The sequence below is a fragment of the Pseudomonas sp. ARP3 genome (assembly GCF_001029595.1).
GTDB lineage: Bacteria > Pseudomonadota > Gammaproteobacteria > Pseudomonadales > Pseudomonadaceae > Aquipseudomonas > Aquipseudomonas rhodesiae.
This window is the reverse complement of the sequence record NZ_LEKF01000011.1, coordinates 133,414-153,724: the sequence shown is the minus strand read 5'-3', so window position 1 is coordinate 153,724 and position 20,311 is coordinate 133,414. Positions and strand designations below refer to the sequence as shown.

Annotated in this window: 19 protein-coding genes; 2 read left to right on the top strand and 17 right to left on the bottom strand. The window is 61.8% G+C overall.

Going from position 1 to position 20,311, the window contains the following annotated elements; translation table 11 throughout:
* Nucleotides 1-52 precede the first annotated feature (52 nt).
* Nucleotides 53-433, bottom strand: coding sequence for a RidA family protein (locus ABX75_RS15000; RefSeq protein WP_034097850.1), 381 nt, complete (start codon nucleotides 431-433; stop codon nucleotides 53-55).
* A 188-nt stretch (nucleotides 434-621) separates the two neighbouring features.
* On the opposite strand from ABX75_RS15000, the gene ABX75_RS14995 reads away from it, so the two are divergent.
* Complete coding sequence (locus tag ABX75_RS14995; RefSeq protein ID WP_034097852.1) at nucleotides 622-1,977, top strand: PAS domain-containing methyl-accepting chemotaxis protein; 1,356 nt, start codon at nucleotides 622-624, stop codon at nucleotides 1,975-1,977.
* A gap of 56 nt (nucleotides 1,978-2,033) precedes the next feature.
* Here the strand turns inward: ABX75_RS14995 and ABX75_RS14990 are convergent, their stop codons facing one another.
* The 16 genes from ABX75_RS14990 to ABX75_RS14915 all read right to left on the bottom strand — a co-directional run bounded on the left by ABX75_RS14990 (nucleotide 2,034) and on the right by ABX75_RS14915 (nucleotide 19,100).
* Nucleotides 2,034-2,903 carry an oxaloacetate decarboxylase gene (locus ABX75_RS14990; RefSeq protein ID WP_034097854.1) on the bottom strand — a complete coding sequence of 290 codons (870 nt, stop codon included), beginning with the start codon at nucleotides 2,901-2,903 and terminating at the stop codon, nucleotides 2,034-2,036.
* Between the two features lie 543 nt (nucleotides 2,904-3,446).
* Entirely contained in the window at nucleotides 3,447-4,790 is a 1,344-nt protein-coding gene (locus ABX75_RS14985; RefSeq protein ID WP_052229565.1) for a TolC family outer membrane protein, read from the bottom strand.
* Nucleotides 4,791-4,813: 23 nt separating this feature from the next.
* A complete protein-coding gene (locus ABX75_RS14980; RefSeq protein WP_034097855.1) occupies nucleotides 4,814-6,331 on the bottom strand; it encodes a DHA2 family efflux MFS transporter permease subunit in 1,518 nt (505 codons plus the stop codon).
* Nucleotides 6,328-7,395: an HlyD family secretion protein gene (locus ABX75_RS14975; protein ID WP_034113704.1), complete on the bottom strand. Its 1,068-nt coding sequence runs from the start codon at nucleotides 7,393-7,395 to the stop codon at nucleotides 6,328-6,330. The genes ABX75_RS14980 and ABX75_RS14975 overlap by 4 nt, the downstream gene beginning before the upstream one ends.
* A gap of 16 nt (nucleotides 7,396-7,411) precedes the next feature.
* Nucleotides 7,412-8,212 (bottom strand): DUF3050 domain-containing protein, encoded by an 801-nt coding sequence (locus ABX75_RS14970; RefSeq protein ID WP_047882201.1) that lies wholly within the window; start codon nucleotides 8,210-8,212, stop codon nucleotides 7,412-7,414.
* Between the two features lie 57 nt (nucleotides 8,213-8,269).
* On the bottom strand, nucleotides 8,270-9,226 hold the full coding sequence (locus tag ABX75_RS14965; RefSeq protein WP_047882200.1) for a fatty acid desaturase: 957 nt from the start codon (nucleotides 9,224-9,226) through the stop codon (nucleotides 8,270-8,272).
* Between the two features lie 10 nt (nucleotides 9,227-9,236).
* Nucleotides 9,237-10,064, bottom strand: a complete 828-nt coding sequence (locus ABX75_RS14960; protein WP_034097864.1) for an SDR family oxidoreductase — start codon at nucleotides 10,062-10,064, stop codon at nucleotides 9,237-9,239.
* Complete coding sequence (locus tag ABX75_RS14955) at nucleotides 10,061-11,203, bottom strand: acyl-CoA dehydrogenase family protein (RefSeq protein WP_034113710.1); 1,143 nt, start codon at nucleotides 11,201-11,203, stop codon at nucleotides 10,061-10,063. The genes ABX75_RS14960 and ABX75_RS14955 overlap by 4 nt, the downstream gene beginning before the upstream one ends.
* A 3-nt stretch (nucleotides 11,204-11,206) precedes the next feature.
* Nucleotides 11,207-11,650 carry a type II toxin-antitoxin system RatA family toxin gene (locus ABX75_RS14950; protein ID WP_047882199.1) on the bottom strand — a complete coding sequence of 148 codons (444 nt, stop codon included), beginning with the start codon at nucleotides 11,648-11,650 and terminating at the stop codon, nucleotides 11,207-11,209.
* 14 nt (nucleotides 11,651-11,664) lie between these two features.
* Complete coding sequence (locus tag ABX75_RS14945) at nucleotides 11,665-12,924, bottom strand: aspartate aminotransferase family protein (protein ID WP_034097869.1); 1,260 nt, start codon at nucleotides 12,922-12,924, stop codon at nucleotides 11,665-11,667.
* Nucleotides 12,921-13,985, bottom strand: coding sequence for an SDR family oxidoreductase (locus tag ABX75_RS14940; RefSeq protein WP_047882198.1), 1,065 nt, complete (start codon nucleotides 13,983-13,985; stop codon nucleotides 12,921-12,923). Before ABX75_RS14940 ends, ABX75_RS14945 begins: the two co-directional genes overlap by 4 nt.
* A gap of 183 nt (nucleotides 13,986-14,168) precedes the next feature.
* Nucleotides 14,169-14,897: an AraC family transcriptional regulator gene (locus ABX75_RS14935; RefSeq protein WP_034097871.1), complete on the bottom strand. Its 729-nt coding sequence runs from the start codon at nucleotides 14,895-14,897 to the stop codon at nucleotides 14,169-14,171.
* Between the two features lie 84 nt (nucleotides 14,898-14,981).
* Nucleotides 14,982-16,379: an isochorismate synthase gene (locus ABX75_RS14930; RefSeq protein ID WP_082136165.1), complete on the bottom strand. Its 1,398-nt coding sequence runs from the start codon at nucleotides 16,377-16,379 to the stop codon at nucleotides 14,982-14,984.
* Nucleotides 16,376-16,681, bottom strand: coding sequence for an isochorismate lyase (locus ABX75_RS14925; RefSeq protein ID WP_017849081.1), 306 nt, complete (start codon nucleotides 16,679-16,681; stop codon nucleotides 16,376-16,378). Before ABX75_RS14925 ends, ABX75_RS14930 begins: the two co-directional genes overlap by 4 nt.
* Nucleotides 16,678-17,448, bottom strand: coding sequence for a thioesterase II family protein (locus tag ABX75_RS14920; RefSeq protein WP_034097874.1), 771 nt, complete (start codon nucleotides 17,446-17,448; stop codon nucleotides 16,678-16,680). Before ABX75_RS14920 ends, ABX75_RS14925 begins: the two co-directional genes overlap by 4 nt.
* Nucleotides 17,445-19,100 carry a (2,3-dihydroxybenzoyl)adenylate synthase gene (locus ABX75_RS14915; RefSeq protein WP_047882197.1) on the bottom strand — a complete coding sequence of 552 codons (1,656 nt, stop codon included), beginning with the start codon at nucleotides 19,098-19,100 and terminating at the stop codon, nucleotides 17,445-17,447. The genes ABX75_RS14920 and ABX75_RS14915 overlap by 4 nt, the downstream gene beginning before the upstream one ends.
* Before the next feature lie 222 nt (nucleotides 19,101-19,322).
* Between ABX75_RS14915 and ABX75_RS14910 the strand changes: the two genes are divergently transcribed.
* The gene (locus ABX75_RS14910; RefSeq protein ID WP_047882196.1) at nucleotides 19,323-20,216 is read left to right on the top strand and encodes an AraC family transcriptional regulator; all 894 of its coding nucleotides are present in this window, start codon (nucleotides 19,323-19,325) and stop codon (nucleotides 20,214-20,216) included.
* Nucleotides 20,217-20,311: the final 95 nt, after the last annotated feature.

The window sequence follows — 20,311 nt, the reverse complement described above, 5'->3', positions numbered from 1 at the left end:
TGTCACGGTTGAGGCGCGCATTGTAGCCGTGAAATGCCTGACCGGCATCACTTCAGGCCTTGGCCGCCATCGCGGTGACTTCCACGCGCATGCCTTCAACCGCCAGCGCCGCCACGCCAACCGCCGCGCGCACGGGCCAGGGCTTGGCGAAAAAGCGTTTGTAGACCTCGTTGAAGGCCGCGCGATCGGCCATATCCGTCAGATAAATGGTCAGGTGCATCACCCGATCCATAGAACTGCCGGCTTTTTCCAGGGCGACTTTCAGCGCTTGCAGCGTGCATTCGCTTTGCAGGGTGATATCCCCCAGTTCCAGGCTGCCGTCGGCGCGGGTCGGGATCTGGGTCGACACCAGGATGCCGTTGAAGCCGACAACGTCGGAAGAAATGGACTCGGCATCCGGGTCCGGAGTGTAGGACAGATCGTGGTTGGCCATGGGCACCTCTGGTGGGCAAAAACACAAAGGCGCCATGGTCCTCGAAATCATTGGCCAGGGCAAACCGGGGGCTATGGCAATACGTTTTTTTGACGCCAGAAAATAAAAATTAAAGCCGCGTAAAGTCGCTAAAACTGGGGCCGATAGCTACTTTAGAAGCAGGTTCTCCGTACGGCAGAGGGTTCGTCATGTTCAATAACGCATTAAAAACAGAACTGGCGGCCAGGAAGGCCGAAGTCACCGAATACAAAGGGCTGAACGCCGCGTTGGAACGCTCAATGGCGGTGGTCGAATTCGACCTGAACGGCAAGGTGCTGCGGGCCAACGATAACTTTATGAAAACCATGGGTTATAGCGCCGATCAACTGGCCAACAAATCCCATCGCGACTTTTGTTTGCCTGCACTCACCAGCAGCCCGGCCTACAGTGAATTCTGGGCGGATCTGCGCGCCGGCAAATTTGTCTCGGGCACCTTCAAACGGGTGGGTTCCAACGGCAAAACCGTCTGGTTGGAGGCCAGCTACAACCCGGTGTTGGATGAACGTGGCCAAGTGCTGAAAGTCGTCAAGTACGCCTTGGACGTCACCAGCAAGGTCGAGCAGGAGGCCGCAACCCGCAGCAAACTCGCGGCGCTGGACCGGGCCATGGCGGTGATCGAGTTTGATTTGAGCGGCCACGTACTCGATGCCAATCCCAATTTCCTCAATGTCATGGGCTACTCCCTTGCCGAGCTCAAGGGCAAGCATCATCGCATGTTCTGCGAACCGAGCCTGGTCAACAGTGGCGAATACGCCGACTTCTGGCGTCGCTTGAACAACGGTGAATTTTTCACTGGGCAATTCAAACGCATCGGCAAACATGGCCGCCCAGTGTGGCTGGAAGCCAGTTATAACCCGGTCTATGACATCGACGGCACGCTGCTGAAAATCGTCAAGTTCGCCAGCGATATCACCGAACGCGTGGAAAAATTCGAGGAAGACTCGCGCGGCGCCTCGCGTGCCTACCATATCTCGTCGGAAACCGAGCGGTTTGCCGAACACGGCACTCAGGTTATCCACGACACCGCCACGGAAATGCGCCGGATTGCCGAAAACATCGGCGCCTCCGCGCGATTGGTGGGGCAGTTGGGTGATCGTTCGGAGCAGATCACCGCCATCGTCAATACCATCCGCGGCATTGCCGACCAGACCAACCTATTGGCCCTCAACGCGGCCATCGAAGCGGCGCGCGCCGGTGACCAGGGTCGCGGCTTTGCGGTGGTGGCCGATGAGGTTCGCCAGTTGGCCGGTCGCACCAGCCGTTCCACGGCGGAAATCGCCGAGATGATCGGCATGATCCTGTCGGAAACCCGCGACGCGGTGAGCAGCATGAATGCCACCCAGGAGGGCGCGCAGCGTGGCGTCAACCTGGCGGATCAGGCGGGTTCGGTGATTCTGCAGATACGCACCAGCACCAGCGATGCCGTGAAGGCGGTGAGTATGTTTGCGTCGAAGCTGGATGAATCGGAAGTAATTCCGAAAACTGCGGTGGGCTGGGTTGGCTGACCGGGGGACAGACCCGCGTGGGAGGAGGGGGGCAGCCCCCTCGATCCACCGGGTAGTTACTCTTTTACGTCCATGAATTCTTTGGCCCAGGCTACGTAGCTCTCGGGCAACGTGTAGGTGTGGGTCAACTCGGTGGCACTGAGGTTCGAAGTGCTGTGGGTCAGCTGGCGTTGGGCGCGCAGGCTGTCGTAGGTCGCCTTGATCGCCGCGAAGTACGCGCCATGGCCGGCCACGATGACCCGCACACCCAGACTGGCCAGGCGTTGCGCGTCGTTGAGTTTGGGATTGCCGTAGGTCACCAGCATCAACGGCACCGTGAGGTTTTCCGCAATTTTCTCCAAGTGCTCGAAGTCGCTGACGCCCACCATGCAGATGCCATCGGCACCGGCTTTCTGATAGGCCAGGGTGCGTTCGATCACCGCTTCGGTCGGTAATACGCCGGCGTTGGTGCGGGCAATGATCGACAGCTCTGGGTCAACCCGCGCTTCCAGCGCCGCGCGAACTTTACCGATACCTTCGTCTATGGAAATCAAATCCGTGGACTTGCGCCCGAATTGCGCCGGCAGCAGCGTGTCTTCGATGGTCAGCGCGGCGACGCCGGCACGTTCCAGTTCTTCAACGGTGCGCATCACATTCAGCGCATTGCCGTAACCGTGATCGGCATCGGCAATAAAGGGCAACTGCGCGACACGACCGATGCGGGTGGCTTGCTCAACGAACTCACTCAGCGTGATCAACGCAAAATCGGGGGCCGCCAGAACCTGCAACGAGGCCACGGAGCCGCCCAGGATACCGACCTCGAAACCCAGGTCGGCGGCAATCCTTGCCGACATCGGATCAAACACGGAAGCGGTTTCAACGCACGCAGGCGTTGCCAACAATTCACGAAAATTAACGCGCAAGGCTGAGTGGGACTTTTTTGGCATGATCTTTCCTGGTTGGGGCCATTGACGACATACGATCAATGCCTATTGGTAGACGTGTGAGACTACCACGTAGGAAAACGCGGGATTATGACGTTTGAGAATGGGGTATGCGGGAAGCACATAGGACGGGGTTGATGATTTAGATAGAAGACCCCGACATATAATTGAACAAGTGGGCGATGTCAGATGTTCATAAATCGTCGCTGGCCTCGTAGCCTATAGCCTGCGCAAATGCCGATGATTCGGTACGTACACTGGAGGCCGAGAAGGACAACGTCCATATCGAAGCGCTGGACCAGGGCAAGGGCCATGTGATCGTGATCCTGTCCTCTAAGGGGCGCGGCGCAAATGATTATGACGAGGTCACACGGTACCTGGCCGATGGGCAAACATGGGCATACTCCGCAGACCACTTAAGTGATAGTGATCGTGCTATCCGCATTCACGCAGTGAACTTGAACGGCAGAAGCGGGAACCCGTTCGATTATCGAACCCTGAATTCAATGGCTCAGGTACATGGGCTGAATGGGGCGTGCACCGGCTTCAATCGAGCAGGCGACTGACCTCACGCAGACGCGCGTCGTTCAGGTTCCCCGTCGACGCCAGCAGATTGAGCTGCGCGAGCAGAATCGCGTAGCGTTGCTGGGCCAAACGTTGCTGGGTGTCCGTGACTTTCTGCTGTGCGTCCAGTACCTCCGTGTTGATGCGCGCACCGGCCTCGAAGCCGTGGGTCACCGACGTGAGGTTGACCTGGCTGGATTTCAGCGCCTGTTTGAGCGCCTGGTATTGGCTCATGCCGCTGGTCACTTGCAGGTAGGCCTGGCGGGCCATCAGCCCGGCGCTGCGGCGCGCATCTTCGAGTTCATCCAGGGCTTTGCTCTGCAACGCATGGGCTTCGCGCACGCGGCTGCTGGTACGGCCGCCGCCATACAGTGGCACGCTCAGTTTGACCCCGACCACCGTCTGGTTATAACGATTCTCCGGCAGGGTGATGTCGTACACATCGCCGCCGACCGAGGCAAAACGGCCATGGGCGGCGATCAGGTCAAGGGTCGGCAAGTGGCCGGCTTGTTCCTTGTCGATGTCCATTTCGGCCAGGCGCTGGGCAATCTGCGCCCGCTGCACGGCGAGGTTGCCTTGTTGTGCGGTGGTGGCCCAGGCGCCGATCGCGGCGGGCACTGGAGCGCTGAACTGTGGCTCCTTGCCCGACCATGGGCGCGCCTGGGCGGCGGTCAATTGGGTGAGGGCTTCGGTGGCGATATCCAGCGCGCCGCGTGCGGCGATTTGCTCGGCGAAGGCCTGGTCGTATTTGGCCTGAACCTGTTCGAGCGCGTTGTGGGTGCTGGCGCCGTCGGCCAACAAACGCCGGGTGCGGTCCTGGCTCTCCTGCAGGGTTTGCAACTGTTGCGTGCGGGTGTTCAGCAGTTCCTGGTTAAGCAGTACGTTGAAGTAGGCGCGGGCGACACGCAGCATCAGGTCCTGGCGCGCCTGTTCGGTCTGCACCTCGCTGGCGCTGATCATCAGTTTGCTTTGGTCGTGGGCAACCACACTCTGCCAGCGCAACAGCGGTTGGGTGAGAACCACGGCATAGGCGTTGGTGTTATTGCGGTTGCGATGGTAGTCGGACGAATCCTCGGCATCGACCCACGCCGCGCCGCCGGTGACCGACAGGTCCGGTAACAGGTTGGCACGGCTTTGCGGTTCTTTTTCCGCGGTGGCCAATTGTTGCGCCTGTGCGGCGGCGAACTTCATGTCGTGGGTCAGCGCCTTCTGGTACAGCTGGTACAAGTCTTCCGCCGCCGCATTGGCCGGGCAGCAGGCGAGGCTGAGGCCGCACAGGAAAGTGAGCAGTGTGATCGGGTCGAGATGCAGCCCTGGAATACGCAAGGGGATGTGCTCCACTGGAGAAGTTATCGGCTGAGGGTGCTTCTGCGCATCATCAGCACCATGGGAATGCCGATGGCCATGACCGCGCCCAATGTGCCGAACAGCATGCTGAAGGCCAGCATTTGCGCTTGTTCACGCGCTTGCAGGTAAGGCATCAGGGCCAAGGCTTGTTGATGGCTTGCAAGGTTCAGGGACAGAAACAGCGGGTTGGATTCCACGCCGCCCCAGCCACTGGCAACCAGGCTGGACTCGGTCACATGCTCGGACAGCAGGCGATAGCGCTCCCACGAGAACCGCGTGAGCAGGGTCGCGGCAATGGCGATGCCGACGCTGCCGCCCAGCTGGCGCATCAGGTTGAGCACGCCCGAAGCGCCCGAGATCAACGTCAGCGGCAGACGGCGCATGGCCAGGTTGGTCAGCGGTACGAAGATCATGCCCAGGCCCAGGCCGCGAATCACCAGGGGCCAATAGAGCGTGTCCGGGTTGCTGTCGAGGGTGAACTGGGTGTGCAGGAACATCGCATAGCAGTACATGACGATGCCCAAGGTCACGAACACGCGCTCGTCGATCTTGTTTTCCTGGGACAGCTTGCCGATCACCAAGGTGCTGATGGCACTGGCCACCGCCCCGGGGAAAATCACCAGCCCGCTCTGGTACGCGCTCTGTGCCAGCAACGTCTGCAAAAACAGCGGCACCATGAATAACGTGCTGTACAGCCCGAAACCCACGCAAAACGCGCAGATGCAGCCCATCACAAACTCGCGGTTCTGAAACAGCGCCACATTGACGATCGGGTTGGTCGCGCGCCGTTCCCACCAGAAGAACCCCGCCAGGCTGAAGCTGCTGAGCAACAGGCAGGCAACCGTCCAGTTCGATTCCATCCAGTCCCAATGCTCGCCGCGCTCCAGCAGGATCTGCAGGCTGCCGACGCCCAGGGCCAGCAGGCAGAAGCCGCTGTAGTCGACGCTGCTGGGTTTGCTTTCATTGGCGGAGTCGCCGATGCACAGCCAGCACAGCAGCAGGGCCACAGCACCGATAGGCAGATTGATCAGGAATATCCAGTGCCAGGACAAGGTGTCGATCAGATAGCCGCCGACCGTGGGGCCCAACGTCGGCCCCATCATCACGCCAACGCCGTACAAGGCCATGCCGCTGCTGACCTTCTCCTTGGGGAATACGTCGTAAATAATTGCCTGTGAGATCCCCAGCAACCCGCCGCCCGCCAAGCCTTGCAGTACGCGGAATGCCACCAGTTGCCAGAGTTCGGCGGAAAAGGCGCAGCCCACGGATGCCAGCACGAACAGCGCCGTGGAGACCAGGTAATAAGTGCGCCGCCCGAACCAGGCCGACAGCCAGCCGCTGACCGGCAGGATCACTACGTTGGCCACCACGTAGCCAGTGGACACCCAGGAGATTTCATCGACCGACGCCCCGTAGGTGCCCATCAGGCTGGGAATCGCCACGTTGACGATGGTCACGTCGAGCAGTTCCATCATCGACACCAGCGTCACGGTCAGCGCAATCAGATACGGCGACTTCATAACGTGTGGCTGCCGTGCTGTTGCGTGGCGACTTCGACGAAGGCGCTCATGCCGGGACTCAACAAGGCTTTGTAGTCATCCGGCACGTCTTTGAGGGCAATCCTGACCTGCACGCGCTGCACCACCTTGGTGAAGTTGCCGGTGGCGTTCTCTTGGGGCAGCAGTGAAAACTTTGCGCCGGTAGCCGGTGCGAGGCTCTCGACTACCCCGTCGAAAGCCTGCCCGGGAAACGCATCCACAGTGACCTTGGCCAATTGGCCGACCCGCACGCGCCCGACCTGGGTTTCCTTGAAGTTGGCGGTAATCCACAGCGGGTCGGTGGCAATCAGGCTCAACAGCTTCTGCCCGGCGACCACGAATTGGCCCGGCTCGACTTCTTTTTTCGAGACGATGCTGCGCACCGGCGCGGTCTGACGAGTGTCGTGCAGCTTGATCCGGGCCTGTTCAAGTTCGGCTTGCGCCGCCGCGATCCGGTAGTCCTGCACTTTCAGTTCGGCTTTGTTGGCCAAGGTGCTTTGCGCGGCAGCCTGGGCATTGCCGCGTGCCGCTTCCTGGGCGTGGCTCAGGGCGTCGAAACGCGCCTTGGCCACCTCGACATCCTGGGTGCTCAACACACCTTGGGCGCCCAGGCGGCGGGCGCGCCCGTAATCGTTGCGCGCCTGCTCCAGATTGGCGCTCGATTGTGCCAGCGCCGCTTGCGCCGCCTGGCGCATTGCGACCGCGCCGAGGACCTGGCTGTCCAACGCACCCGGACCGCCGCCGCGCCCTGCGGCGGCAAGCAACGCCTGCCATTGCGCCTCACGCTGCTCGACCTGGTATTGATATTCGCTGTCGCGGATCTGAAACAGCAGATCACCGCTTTGCACCGTAACGTTGTCTGTCACCGGCACGCTCATCACCACGCCCGAGAGCTTGGCGCGCACCGGAATGATCACGCCATCGAGCTCGGCGTTATCGGTACTCACGTACGCGTTGGAATACTGCCAACGCTGCCAGCCGAGCAGCAGTAACCCACCGACCACAACGCCGCACAGTGTCAGTTTTATCAATTTACCTTTGGTCATGTCCTGCTCCCTGTGGTCATGCGAGGCTTAGGCACTCAGGGCGGTCCGTGGAGTGTTGCGCTTTGTGCTGCAGGAAGTGATGCACGCCATCCCACAAATCGATGCGCGATTTGATCGCGGTCTTGGCGCTTTCGACCATGTGCTGGTGTTGCACAGGGGTGGTGACGATTTCAGCGATGATGCGTTTAGCGGCCGGGCCATGATCGTCGCCATCCATTTCGATGTGGCGCTTCAAGTAATAAGTGAGCATCGGCACCTCGGTTTCGCTGACCGACCATTGCGACAGCAGGCGTCCGAACATGTCGGGGATGATGTCTTCACGGCCAAAGAAGAAGTACGCCAACACCGCTTCGGTGGTGCCGTGTTGCGCCACATCGAGCGTCTGGCACATGAACACTTTGGCCGCCAATGGGATATCGCGGTCGCTGAGGGCCTTGGCCAGCGGTTCCTTGGCCTGGATGGCCGCGAGGAAACGGCGGAATACCGAGCTGTCGGCGCCGATTTCATCCATGGCGGTCAGATACAGATCCAGGTGGCTGATAAAGCCGCCATTGGGGTGTTCGTCGGTTTCTTCCCCGACCACGATTTCATTGATCAAGCGCGCAGCCGTGATATGCATTGGCGGTACCCACGGCAACTCCACACAGGTGAGGTCGCGCTGGATGCGCTTGAGCAGGGTCATGAAGTCCCATACGGCAAACACATGAAATTCCATCAGTGTGCGTACATCTTCAACGGTGCGGATATTGGCGAAAAGCGGGTGGCCGAATAACTGGGCGCGTTCGGTTTCAATGTGGCGGTCGATATCAAAAGGCATAGCAGCTCCTGCGGCCTGATGGTTCAGGCCAAAATCCATGGGGAAAGTAAGGACCGTTCAGTCGTTCAGCGTGTCGCCACGGTAAGGATGGCGACCGGAGGCGTACTTGAAGGACGGTATGAAGCGTGTCTCCAGCAGGTATTGCCGGTCTGCATACCACCCCGCGTCCAGCAGTTGGCGGTGGACCTTGGGCAGGCGCCAGCACGGCACCGCTGGATAAAAGTGATGTTCCAGGTGAAAGTTCGCGCCGGCGTGCAGCCAGGTGCTCAGGCGCGACGTACGCGAGCGGGCAGGGGGCTGGTCATGGCCCTCGCTGAAGGCATGTTCCTGATAGGCATTAACTGCCGAGAGCAGGAACGCAACCGCCAGGCTCAAGGCAAACCCAAGCAGCAGCCCGGCGATCTGCCACAGGGCGACCGCGTAGACACTCAACCAGCCGACCTGGCATGCGATATTGCAACGCGCCAGTCGTCGCACCTGGGCTGCGCTCAAAGGCGAAGGCAAGGGCGATGGGCTGACCGGCGGGCCGAAAGCCAGGCGCAACGTCGCCTGCAGATAGTTCGAGGTGGCCATCAACCGTGACAGCGCAAGGCGGCTAAACAGGCTCCGATAACGCGAGAAGTGCCGATAGTCCGGGTCCTGTTCGCTGTTGCTGTAGCGATGGTGTTGCCAATGGTCGACGAAGTAACCGGTCACGCAGAATCCAGGCAGCAACGAACTGGTGAAAATGCCCAGGTAGCAACTGTGCATAGGCGTGCTGCTCAGGTTGAAATGGAAACCTTCATGCCCGAGGATCGCTTGCAGAAACCACCCGTACCCGGCCAGCACCCAAAGGGGCGAGCACAGCAACACCCACAGGGTGGTGGCCGTGTTCGCCACCCACACAAACAGCGCGAGGGGCAGCAGGAAGAGGCACAAGGCGTAACCGATGATCAACAAGGACTCACCCGACCGGGCCTTGAACAAGGCCCGATCGAGGCGGACCTGAGGCTTGCTGTGGAGTTGTCTGGCCATTGGCAACGCGTTACTCGATCAGTTCAGGTTTGAGCGCGAGGTGCCCGCCGCGGGTCAGCGTGCGCAGGCGCAGGGCGATAAAGGCGTCGACCACACTTGGTGCGATACGCGCGGTGTACATGGCCAGCGTGCCCATAAAGGTCAGCCCGCGGTTGCGCAGGCCGTCTTTTTGGCAGGCGCGAACCAGGCCATCGGCGGCGGCATCGAGTTTCTCTTCGAGAGACAGCAGGGTCCTGTCACCCCACATGAACGTCACCAGGCGCTTGACCGACAAACCCACGCGCTGGGCGGGCAAGTGAATGGCGGTGTCGATAAAGCCCGGGTACACGGTGACCACGTCGAGCTGCCCGCGATATTGCATGCGCAGCACGTCCGAATAAGCACTCAGCGCGCGTTTGCTGGCAGCGTATGCGGCCACATAAGGCGCGTTCACCAGGGCAAACAGCGACGACACGTTGACCACTTTGCCGCGCTTGCGCAGCAACCCCGGCAGGAACCCGGCCACCAGTTGCCATGGCGCGAACAGGTTCACATCCACCGCGCGGGTGACTAAGTCGGTGACGCCGGTTTCGCCGCGTTCCAGGGTCAGGGTGCCGGCGTTATTCACCAGGATATCGATGTCGCCGAAGTCGGTGCTGATGGCGCCAATCACCTGCGCCAGCGCCGTTCGGTCACACAGGTCGACTTGATAAAACCCATCCAGCAACCCGGGCTCTTGTGGCGCAAGAATGTCCAGGCCGATCACGGTGGCGCCCTGTTTTTTCAATGTGCAGGCCGCCGCGTAACCGAGGCCGCGCGCGGTTCCGGTGATCACGACGATTTTTCCGAGCAGGTTCATGGGTGCGCTCCGGCGATGCTGAAGGTTGAGTGGGACAAGTAGGTGTCGAGGTTGCTCGCCATCGAGATCTTCGCCGGCGGGTGAAACTGCAGGCCACGGCAGGCCATCAACCAGTTCGAACTCTGGTTGCTGGTGATAAACGCCATCCCACCGAGCATGGCGTGGGCCTGGTCCGAAAGCTCGGTGAGCAGTTGTTCGATGCCGTAGCGCACCAGCAGCAGGCGGGCCAGCACGTTCGGCAGGTCCTGCGGGTTGCGTTCGATATCCAGCGCCGCGCCTTCCAGGGCACTGATCGCCAGTTGCAGCTGAGCCGCCAGCTCCACGCGGTGATGGGGCGTCCAGCGCCCGGCCTCGATCACAGACTCGACCAAACCGGCGCAGACCCCCACGTAGGACGCGCAAATCAACAGCTCGAACCAGATGAAACCGACGGTTTGCACGTCGCCCAACAGGTGTTTGTAGCCGGCGGAAAACAACATGCGTTCGGGCACGAAGACTTCGTTGAGGCGCACCTCGATGCTCTCGGCGGCGGCCAGTGCGCTGTTCTGCCAGAACGGCGACCGCGTGATGCCCGGTGCATTCGCCGGAATCAGTGCGACCATCAGCTCTTCGCCCTCGGCGGTCTGGCGGGTGTAGCTGGCGGTGAGCAAGTCCATCGACTGCCCGAGGCAGCAGGGCTTTTTGCTGCCACTGAGCAATACACCTTCAGGGGTTTGCAGCGCCTGCATGTTCGAATCGAGAATGCCGGCACCCGAGTTGCCTTCGGCAAACCCCGAGGACAGCAGCAAGCGCTTTTGTGCGACCGCCGCCAACAACAAACCTTCGGCACCGCCGCCGTTCTGGGTGAGGGCCAACAGGCTCGCCACGGAAAACTGATGCATGGTGCTGGCCACCGCCAGCGAGGGTGAGCGCGCGCCCAGGGCGATCTGCACATGCACGGCATCAAGGATGCCCGCGCCCAACCCGCCCGCGGCACGGTTGACCAACAGGCCGACCGGCCCTTGTTGCTTGAACAGGGCGATGACTTCGCTAGGCGGCGCTTCGCGTTCGGCGAATGCGATGCTCGCCAGGCGTTCGTCAAAACCTGGGGCGTAGCTGTGCAGCAAGGCACGCGAGCGATTCAACAGTGAAAGGGACATGGTTCAGGCCTTCAAGTAACTCGCCGGGAACAGACCGGTGATGATCGAGTGAATGTTGTCGCGGATGGCTTTGTGGGCCACGGGGTCGAGCATGTCGGCGAGCATCGGCAGGCCCAGGTCAAAGCGCGAGGCGAAGGTGATGACCGCGTCTTTGCCGTCCGGCAGTACTTGCCAGGTGCCGGAGAAGTGATCGACATCGCCGCTCATTTGCTCGAAGTGGATTTCCCGGGTCTGGGTATTGAACGTGTCACGCTCCTGCCACTTGAGAATGCCGCTGTGGAAATTGACTACCCAGGAAGTGAACGACACCTGCTCGCTGACCTTATTAATCGTGATATTGCGCACCGACTCGCACAGCTCGACGTAGTTGCTGAAGTCGCTGATCACGGCAAAGACTTCATCAGCGCAGGCACTGGGGATATGGGCCAGTACGTTGACTTCTTGCATGGGGGAAACTCCAATCAAAGGGATGGTATTGAGGTGGTCAGCGCGTGGGCGAACCCCTCGATCAACCGATTGCAATCCTGGGCTGTCAGCAGCGGGGAAGGCGTGAGCCTGACGACCCGGTGGTCATTGAGCGAGTGGCACACAATGATTTGCTGTTCGATCAGGGCCATGACCATGTTCGCGGCGACCGAGGCGTCGCTGAATTCAAAGCCCAGCAACAAGCCGGCACTGCGCAACTTGACGCGCTCGGCCAGGCCCCTCTGCTGCAACAGCGCGCTGAAGCGGGCGCGCAGGTCCTGGCCCATCAGCCGGGCACGTTCCACGAGGTCTTCCTGCACCATCACTTGCAACGTGGCCTGCACGGCCGCCATGGCCAGCGGGTTGGCGCCGAAGGTCGAGGTATGCACCGTGGGGTTGCGGTTGAACGGCGCGTAAATTGCCGCGCTGGCGACCATGGCACTGACCGGCACGCAGCCACCGGACAGGCTTTTGCCCACCAGCATGATGTCGGGCACCACCTGTTCCTGGTCGCATGCCCACCAATGGCCGGTACGGCCCATGCCGGACTGGATTTCGTCGATGATCAGCACGGCGCCGTATTGGTCGCACAGTGCGCGGACACGTGTCAGGTAGCCTGGCGGCGCGAGGATCACACCCGCTTCGGCCTGGATCGGTTCGAGAATCACACAGGCCTTGTCCGGCGAAGCGCGCAATTGCTGTTCCAGCGCGGCGCTGTCGCCGAAGGGGACGAACGTGCTTTCACTAAGCAGGCCGCTGAACGGCTCGCGGTAGCTTTCGCGGCCAGTGACGGCGAGTGCGCCGAGGGTCTTGCCGTGGAAGCCGCCGAGGGTCGACAGCGTGCGGCGACAGCCGTTGAGCCGGGCGAGTTTCAGGCCGGCTTCGGTGGCCTCGGCACCTGAGTTGCAAAAGAACACGTAGTCCAGGTTGCCAGGGCAATGCGCAGCCAGGGCTTGCGCGGCGAAAGCCTGTTGCGGGTTGAGCAACAGCTTGCTGGCCAGGGCGTTTTGCTGCAGCTGCCGGGTGACGGCCGCCACCACCACCGGGTGGCCGTGGCCGAGGAAAAATACGCCATAGCCGCCGGCATCCAGGTACTTGCGGCCTTGGCTGTCGTAGATATAGACGCCATGGCTGGACTGTTCGATCGGCAAATTCATCAACGACGCGAGGCGCGCATACCCTGAGTTCACGTGCCGGCGGAAGTACTGGTCCACCTGTGCGGCGTCGGCTGCGGGTTCGGTAAGAAGCGGGGTCATGCGACTGACGCCTGTGCGACGGTTGGCATCGGCTGCTTGAGCATGCGCGTCAACGCGCCCAGCTTGGGCGCCAAGTGGTTGAGCGAGAGCAGTAACTCACGGCTGACATCCCGTGCGCTGAACGCCGGCTCGCCGAGTAACTCAGGGAGTGACGTGGGCAGCGGTGTACGCAGGCAGGCATAGCGACACAGCTGGTTGGCGCGGCCCAGCGCGGCCTGGATATTGCCGGTCAGTGCCGGGAGGAACACTGGGCGGATCAGCCGCTCATAAATATCCGGCGCCATGCAGCGCGGCCGGGTGAAGGCTTGGGCCTGGGCTTCCATGGATTGGCACATCAGGTCCAACAGGCCGTTGAGATCAAGCGCCTGCGGGCCACTGGTGAGAAAGTAGTCTGCGCCGATCAGGCGCTGGCGCAACGCGTTGGCAATCGCCCGCGCCGCCACGTCACGGGCGATCAAGTCGATATACCCGGCAGGCGGGCAGGGCACGATAGGCAGCACGCCGGACATCATCAGCCCCATGGTCATATGAAACCCCTGGAAGTTGGGCATGTGCCCGCTGTCCGAGTCGCCGATGATGATGGAGGGACGAAAGATCGAAACATCGATACCCGCTGAGCGCACCAGCGTTTCAGCCTGGCGCTTGGCGACTTCGTAAGGCGTTTCTGCTTGCACGCCTTCGTAGTAGTCGCACGGATGGGTGAAGGCGGTGCTGATGTGGTAAAGCGGCACGTTCGCTTGCTGGACAAAGTTCACGACGTTTTCGGTGCCGAGGTAGTTCACCGAAAAAATCTGGTCGATATCGCCATCCATGCGGGTCACCGCTGCGGCGTGGATCACCCAATCGACACGCTTGAGCAGCGCTTCATAATCGCTGACGTCCAGCCCCAGTCGCGGGCTGCATATATCGCCCTTGAGCACCTCCACTCGCGGGTGGCAAATGCGGCTTTTACGCGCCAGGCATACCAGGTCAAAGTCCTCTGCCAGGCAGTCGATCAGTGATTCACCGAGTACGCCTGAGCCCCCCGTGAGAAGGACGGTTAATTTTTGCTGTTCTGACATGTAGGACGCTTCCTGCGGACTCATCGAAAGAATTAACGGTGCGTTCCGCCAAATCCCGGGCACGGATACCCCTGGCGAACACTCTTGCATTCACTGTCGGTAGCGCTGAGGTGCTGTGTGAGGCCGGCAATCAGCGCTTATCGTTTTCGCGAATAAGATGCGATCGATATTGGCTTTTTGATATCAATGCGTCTTGAACGAAACGCTTGTCTTTCGCAAAACCCTGGCAGCGGTGCGGGGCGTCATGCCAATCATGCGGCGCATGATGCGGGCCAAGTGCGCCTGGTCGGAAAAGCCGCCATCGGCGGCGGCATCCGACAAGGTGGAACCGTCAGCGAGGGATTTGGACGCGCGCTCGAGTTTGTTCCAGATGATCCATTGGGACAGCGACACGCCCATCTGGTGCGTGGCGACATAGCGCAAGCGCGGGCTGGACAGGCCGACCGCACTCGCGGCGCGGCTGACGGAGCCCGGACCGTCGCGGTCCAGGCGCAGAATGTTCAAGGCCTTGTAGAGGCGTTGGTCGATGGGCGACGTAATCGCCAACAAGCGCCCCAGCGCTTCCACAAACTGAGACAGGGAGCTGGAGTGGCGAAAGCACTCGAGCAGTTCGTCACTGGCCAGGGCGATGCCATTGTCTTGCAGCAACGCGTTGAGCGCACGCCCCAACGGGGTATCCGGGTTGACGTAGACAAAGGCCACCGGATGAATTTCGGGCACGGCGCGGTGCTCGACATTGGGCCCGATGATCACGCCGGCCGCGCGGATCGACTGGCCTGGCAGCTCCAGGGTGACGGGCTGGTGTACGCCGATGCACAGCTGAATGGCAACATGGGAGTGGGCAGTGTTCTGATCCGCGCGGCCAATGTAGCCGGCCCATGAATCACCAAAGGTAACGTTGCCATCCCACATGTAAGGTCTTCCTGACTCAGAGGGTGAATTTTCCGTGTGCAGGGTAGGCCTGCGCCGGCCTTGATTCAAGCATCGGGCAGCGGGTTATACCTGCAACGCGGCGCGCATGCCCGCCAATTTGATGCAGGTTTCGTCGTATTCGCTGGCAGGGTCGGAGTGTTCGACGATGCCACAGCCGGCAAATAGACGGGCTTGGTTGTCGTTGAGCAAGGCGCTGCGCAAACCGACGATGAATTCGCCGTTGCCGTGGGCATCCAGCCAGCCTAACGGCGCCGCGTACCAGCCACGGTCAAAGCCCTCGAATTGGCGAATATGCTCCAGCGCCTGGCCGCGTTCATGGCCGCCGACGGCGGGCGTCGGGTGCAGGACTGCGACCATGTCCAGCAAACTGCTCTGCGGGCGCAGTGCGCCTTCGATCAGCGTCGCCAAGTGCTGCACGCGGCTGAGCCGCTTGATGTGCGGCGCAGGGGGAACGTGCAACGGCCGTACCCAGGGCGCCAGGTCACGCTGAATGATCTGCACCACCACGGCATGCTCATGCTGGTTCTTCTGGCAGCCGAGCAGCGTTTGCGCCAGTTGCGCATCCTGCTCCGGGCAGGGATCGCGCCGGGCTGTGCCCGCCAGCGCCAGGGTTTGCAGGTGACCGTTGTGCAGCTTGACCAGGCGCTCTGGGGAGGCGCCGATAAAACACGCGTGGTGGCGTCGAAACGCGAACAAGTACGCCGTGGGGTCATTGATTGCCAGGGCAGCCAAGGTGCGCCCGGGACTGATAGGCCGGGAAAACTCGCTGACCACTTCCCGCGCCAGCACCACCTTGTTCAACGCGGTGTCGCGCAACACGTCCAGGGCATGCGCGACTTTGCTTTCCCAGCAGGCCCGCGGCAGGCTCTGGTCGCGGGTGTGCTGCCGTGCAGCCGTCGGAGGCGCGCCGCTGACGTAGCGATCCATCAGCGTGTTCCACTCCTTCAGTACGTGCTCGCAACAGCAACGTGCCGCATCGCTGGGCGCGACGCGCTGTTGGCACACCAGCCAACAGTCTGCACCGTCGCGCACCAGCAATAGCGTCATCAGCCACAGGGACGCATCGCCAAAACCCTGCCAGGCAGGGCTGGCCTTGACCTGATGATCGAACCGAAAGCCGCCGCACACCGAAGGCGCCAGCGGGCCGTGTATCACCGCGCTTTGCAGCCAGTGTCGCCATTGCGCATCGACCGAGGCAAAACGCTGAGGGCCCGCACTGCTCAGTTCCGCCGCCACCCCCCAGCCGAACAGGCTTTTATCGTCTTCCGGCGCCCGCCAGAACAGGCACTCGGCGCCAGGTTGGTCGACGCTGCCAAACAGTGCCAGCAAGTCCAGCGGGGCGATCCTCATCGAGTAACTGGCCAACACCGGCTCACCTTGTTCGACGGCACGCCGCTGGGCGTGCTCGAACACCTCGGTCATCCCCTCGGCATGGGCGTGCAACTGTGCAAAGGCCTTCATGCCAGCGTTCTCATCGCGCGCCAGTGCAACACTTGCTGGCCGATGTACCAATGGATGATCTGGGCAAACAGGGTTTCGACGAAGTGCGGGTCCAGCCCGGCCTGCTCGGCCCACTCGCGGCGTTGCGGGAGCATCTGGGCAACGCGTTCGGGCGCGGCGATGCTGCTTTCGGTCGGCTTGAAGCGCGCGGCGGCTTTGACGTAAGCCATGCGTTGGCGCATGAGGTCGATGATCTGGTGGTCCAGTGAATCGATGGCGTGACGAATGTCCTGCAGGCCATCACAGGCGTCGGGGGTTTTCATTGACAGGTTTCCTTCAAGGAGGGCGATGGGGTCGACAGCGTCGCGACGATGGCGTCGATGAGTGCCTGGCGCTGTTCGACCAGGTAAAAATGTCCGCCTTGCCAGCGCTGCAGGTGCAGTGGCCGGTGGCTGGCGGCTTGCCAGGCCATGGCTTCATCAAGCTCGATTTCCGGGTCTTGCTCGGGGTAGAACACCCCGATGTGGCTCTTGAGTGGCCGCGGTTGTGCGCAGGTGTAGGTTTCAACGATGCGGTAATCGTTGCGCAAGCCGGGCAGGAACAATTCGCACAGGGCCGGGTTCTCCAGCAACGCATTGGGGCGCTCGGCCAGGCGCCGCACATCGTCCAGCAAGGCCGCGTCGGGGCCCAGGTGCAACTGCCCGCCGCGTTGGCGCTGCGGCGCCGGGTGGGCGGACACGAACAGATGGTCGACGGCGATTGCCCGTTGTTCCAGGCGCGTCGCCACTTCATACGCCACCACCGCGCCCAGGCTATGGCCGAACAACACCAGCGGCCGGTCGGCGTAACACGACAACGCGTGCGCGGCACCGTCGGCGAGGCGCTGCATGTCGGTCAGGCACGGCTCGCTGAAACGGTCTTCGCGGCCCGGGTATTGGATGGCCAAGAGGTCGATGTCGGCGGGCAGGGCGTGGACCCAGTCGCGGAAGAAACTCGCACTGCCCCCGGCATGCGCGAAACACACCCATCGCCAGCGTGGCATGGGCGTGAGTCGATAAGCGCGTACCCAGCGTTTGTCGTGCAGGCTCACGAAGCGGCACTCTGCAGCCAGGCCTGGCGAAGGCGCTCGCGCAGGTCCTTGCGGCTGACTTTGCCCACGCCGGTGTGCGGGAAGTGTGCGACGAACTCGATACGATCCGGCACCTTGAACGCCGCCAGGCCGTGGCCGCGCAGGTAATGCTTGAGTGCGAAGGCCGAGGGCGCCGGGTCACGCGCGACGATAAAGGCACAGGTGGATTCGCCGAGCACAGCATCCGGCATCGCCACCAGTGCGGCGTCGTGTACCTGGGGATGGCCGATCAGCAGGTTTTCCACTTCTTCGGCAGCGACTTTTTCACCGCCGCGGTTGATCTGGTCCTTGTCACGACCTTCGACCACCAGGTAACCGTCGGCGGTGCGCCTGACCCGATCACCGCTGCAATAGAATCCATCGGCGGTGAACGCCCGGGCATTGTGTTCGGGCAGGCGATAGTAGCCGCGAATGGTGTAGGGGCCGCGCACTTGCAGTTCACCCACCTCTCCCTCGGGTACCGGTTGGCCCTGTTCATCGACAATGCGTACTTCGTCATCGGCGCTCAGCGGACGGCCCTGGGTATGCAGCAGCAGATCCGGGCGGTCATCCAGGCGGGTAAAACACAATAACCCCTCGGCCATGCCCAGCACTTGTTGCAAGGTGCAGCCCAGCGTCGGCGTGACCCGTTCTGCCGCGCTGCTGAGCAATTTCGCACCGCCCACTTGCAGCACGCGCAGGCTGGACAGGTCGGCCTGGCGCTGGTCCTGGGCGTCCAGCCAGAGCATCGCCAGCGGCGGCACCAAGGCGGTCACGGTGACCCGCTGCTCGCTGATCAGCGCAAAGCAGGACTCCGGGTCCGAGCGGCGCGTACACACCACGCGCCCACCGGCCAGCAGGGTGCCGATCACACCCGGGCAACACAGGGTGAAGTTATGCGCCATGGGCAACGCGGTGAGGTAAACGGTGCGCGCATCCAGTTTGCAGACTTCGCTGCTGGCGCGCACGTTATAGAGGTATTCGGCGTGCCGCCTCGGGATCAACTTTGGCGTGCCGGTGGTGCCTCCCGACAGCTGGAAACACGCCACGGCGTCGGCGCGACCGGCGTCCCGTTCCAGCGGCGCGCTGTTGTAAAGCTCACTCAACACGGTGAACTCCTGCGCATCGCCGTCGATCACCACGTGGCGCAACAGCGGGTTGGCAGCGGCCAGTCGGCGCGCCATCGAGCGGCAATCAAAGCCCTCTAATTGAGCGCAGCCGATGTAGGCCGAGGCCTGGGCAAACCCACAAACCCCGCCGATCTCATGTTGACGGTGGGCGGGCAGGGCGAGGATCGGCCGGGCGCCCAGGCGGAACAACGCAAAGCACACTTCGATAAACGCAGTGCCGTTGGGCAAGTGCACCACCACATTGTCGCCCTCTGCGATCCCTTGCGCGTGCAAACCGCCAGCCAGGCGCCGACAGCGGTCTGCCAGGCTGCGGTAATTGAGGTGCAAGGGGCCGTCGGTTATCGCGATGGCCGATGGGTTGCGCGCGGCGACCGTATCGAGGGCCTGAGCGAAGGTCTGGTCTTGCCAGTAACCGGCCTGGCGGTAGCGTTCGGCGAACGCGGCAGGCCAGCCGGGCGCGTCGCCAACGCTGTCTGAATCGGGTGCGCAGGTGTGCAATGACATGGAATCCCCTATTTGTAGAAATAATTGGCTACAAACGTCTAAATGAGATCTATTATCATTGTCCTTCGCCGAGCGCTTCTCAACGCCAAGGCTTTCGGACCTGTGACTTTTTCATTAGATGAAATACACAGCGGCTATAAACAGGGAGGTTTAAGGTTTAAAAGCCTCCTCCTCATTCAGGTCAGGCCCCGCGTAATGGCCTCAGGATCAAGGGAAAACCCAATGACTATTACGATCATCGCCCCCAGTCGACAAGAGACGCAGGCCGAACCCAAGGGCAACCAACCCGGAACGGTCTATCTGGACCCGCACATGACCCTGGTCACCGGCACGTTGTGGTCAGACAGCGAAAACTGGGTCGAGGACCCGCTGGAGCGCGGCCTCAAGTTGATTCTGGTGCAAAGTGGCGAGCTGTCGTGCCGCATCCCCGGGCACAGCGAGCAGTCGATCAAGGGGCCGAGCCTGTGCACCATCGTCAACGATGGCGAGTTCACCTCGTCGCAGATCTACGGCACCACCACACCACTGCGCTACACCATCGTCCAGCTGGACCTCGAATCCCTCGACCGCCACCTCGGCCTGGCCCCGCGCAATCTGCTCAGCAGTGGCGGCGGCGACCCGTACATGATGGTGCGCCCGGCTCCGCGCGCGATGCAGGCACTGGCCACGCAAATTGCAACATGCCCGATGCAGGGCCCGAGCCGCTCGTTGTACCTGGGTGGCAAGGCGCTGGAATTGACCGCGTTGAGCGCGCAGTTCCTGCTCGGTGAGCGCGGGCAGCCTGAGCATAAGCTGCGCATCACCTCGTCGGATGTGGAGCGTGTACACGCCGCCCGGGACCGTCTGGTGCGCTCGCTGCTCGAACCGCCCAGCCTGAACGCCCTGGCCAGCCACGTGGGCATGAGCCCGCGCAAACTGACGGCGGGGTTTCGCAAAGTGTTCGGTACCAGCGTGTTCGGCTACCTGCACGAACATCGTCTCAACGAAGCCCACCGCATGCTCAGCGACGAGGAAAGCAATGTGTCTACCGTCGCCTATGGCGTGGGATTCAGCCCGGCGCATTTTTCCATCGCCTTTCGCAAACGCTACGGTGTATCGCCCAGCGAAATCCGTTGATCACGGCACGGTGTCTCTGAATCGAATGAAAAGGCCTGTTTATCTAAAGCCCTGAGCGCTTCCTGAAAAACCGCTTGCGATAGAGTTCCAATTGA

Coding starts and splice junctions, on each gene's coding strand:
- ABX75_RS14935 (WP_034097871.1), bottom strand. CDS start 14,897: ATGTGGGATGGCAACGTTACCTTTGGTGATTCATGGGCCGGCTACATT.
- ABX75_RS14915 (WP_047882197.1), bottom strand. CDS start 19,100: ATGTCATTGCACACCTGCGCACCCGATTCAGACAGCGTTGGCGACGCG.
- ABX75_RS14970 (WP_047882201.1), bottom strand. CDS start 8,212: ATGCCTTTTGATATCGACCGCCACATTGAAACCGAACGCGCCCAGTTA.
- ABX75_RS14945 (WP_034097869.1), bottom strand. CDS start 12,924: ATGACCCCGCTTCTTACCGAACCCGCAGCCGACGCCGCACAGGTGGAC.
- ABX75_RS14950 (WP_047882199.1), bottom strand. CDS start 11,650: ATGCAAGAAGTCAACGTACTGGCCCATATCCCCAGTGCCTGCGCTGAT.
- ABX75_RS14930 (WP_082136165.1), bottom strand. CDS start 16,379: ATGAAGGCCTTTGCACAGTTGCACGCCCATGCCGAGGGGATGACCGAG.
- ABX75_RS14965 (WP_047882200.1), bottom strand. CDS start 9,226: ATGGCCAGACAACTCCACAGCAAGCCTCAGGTCCGCCTCGATCGGGCC.
- ABX75_RS14960 (WP_034097864.1), bottom strand. CDS start 10,064: ATGAACCTGCTCGGAAAAATCGTCGTGATCACCGGAACCGCGCGCGGC.
- ABX75_RS14940 (WP_047882198.1), bottom strand. CDS start 13,985: ATGTCAGAACAGCAAAAATTAACCGTCCTTCTCACGGGGGGCTCAGGC.
- ABX75_RS14980 (WP_034097855.1), bottom strand. CDS start 6,331: ATGAAGTCGCCGTATCTGATTGCGCTGACCGTGACGCTGGTGTCGATG.
- ABX75_RS14990 (WP_034097854.1), bottom strand. CDS start 2,903: ATGCCAAAAAAGTCCCACTCAGCCTTGCGCGTTAATTTTCGTGAATTG.
- ABX75_RS14975 (WP_034113704.1), bottom strand. CDS start 7,395: ATGACCAAAGGTAAATTGATAAAACTGACACTGTGCGGCGTTGTGGTC.
- ABX75_RS14955 (WP_034113710.1), bottom strand. CDS start 11,203: ATGTCCCTTTCACTGTTGAATCGCTCGCGTGCCTTGCTGCACAGCTAC.
- ABX75_RS15000 (WP_034097850.1), bottom strand. CDS start 433: ATGGCCAACCACGATCTGTCCTACACTCCGGACCCGGATGCCGAGTCC.
- ABX75_RS14910 (WP_047882196.1), top strand. CDS start 19,323: ATGACTATTACGATCATCGCCCCCAGTCGACAAGAGACGCAGGCCGAA.
- ABX75_RS14925 (WP_017849081.1), bottom strand. CDS start 16,681: ATGAAAACCCCCGACGCCTGTGATGGCCTGCAGGACATTCGTCACGCC.
- ABX75_RS14995 (WP_034097852.1), top strand. CDS start 622: ATGTTCAATAACGCATTAAAAACAGAACTGGCGGCCAGGAAGGCCGAA.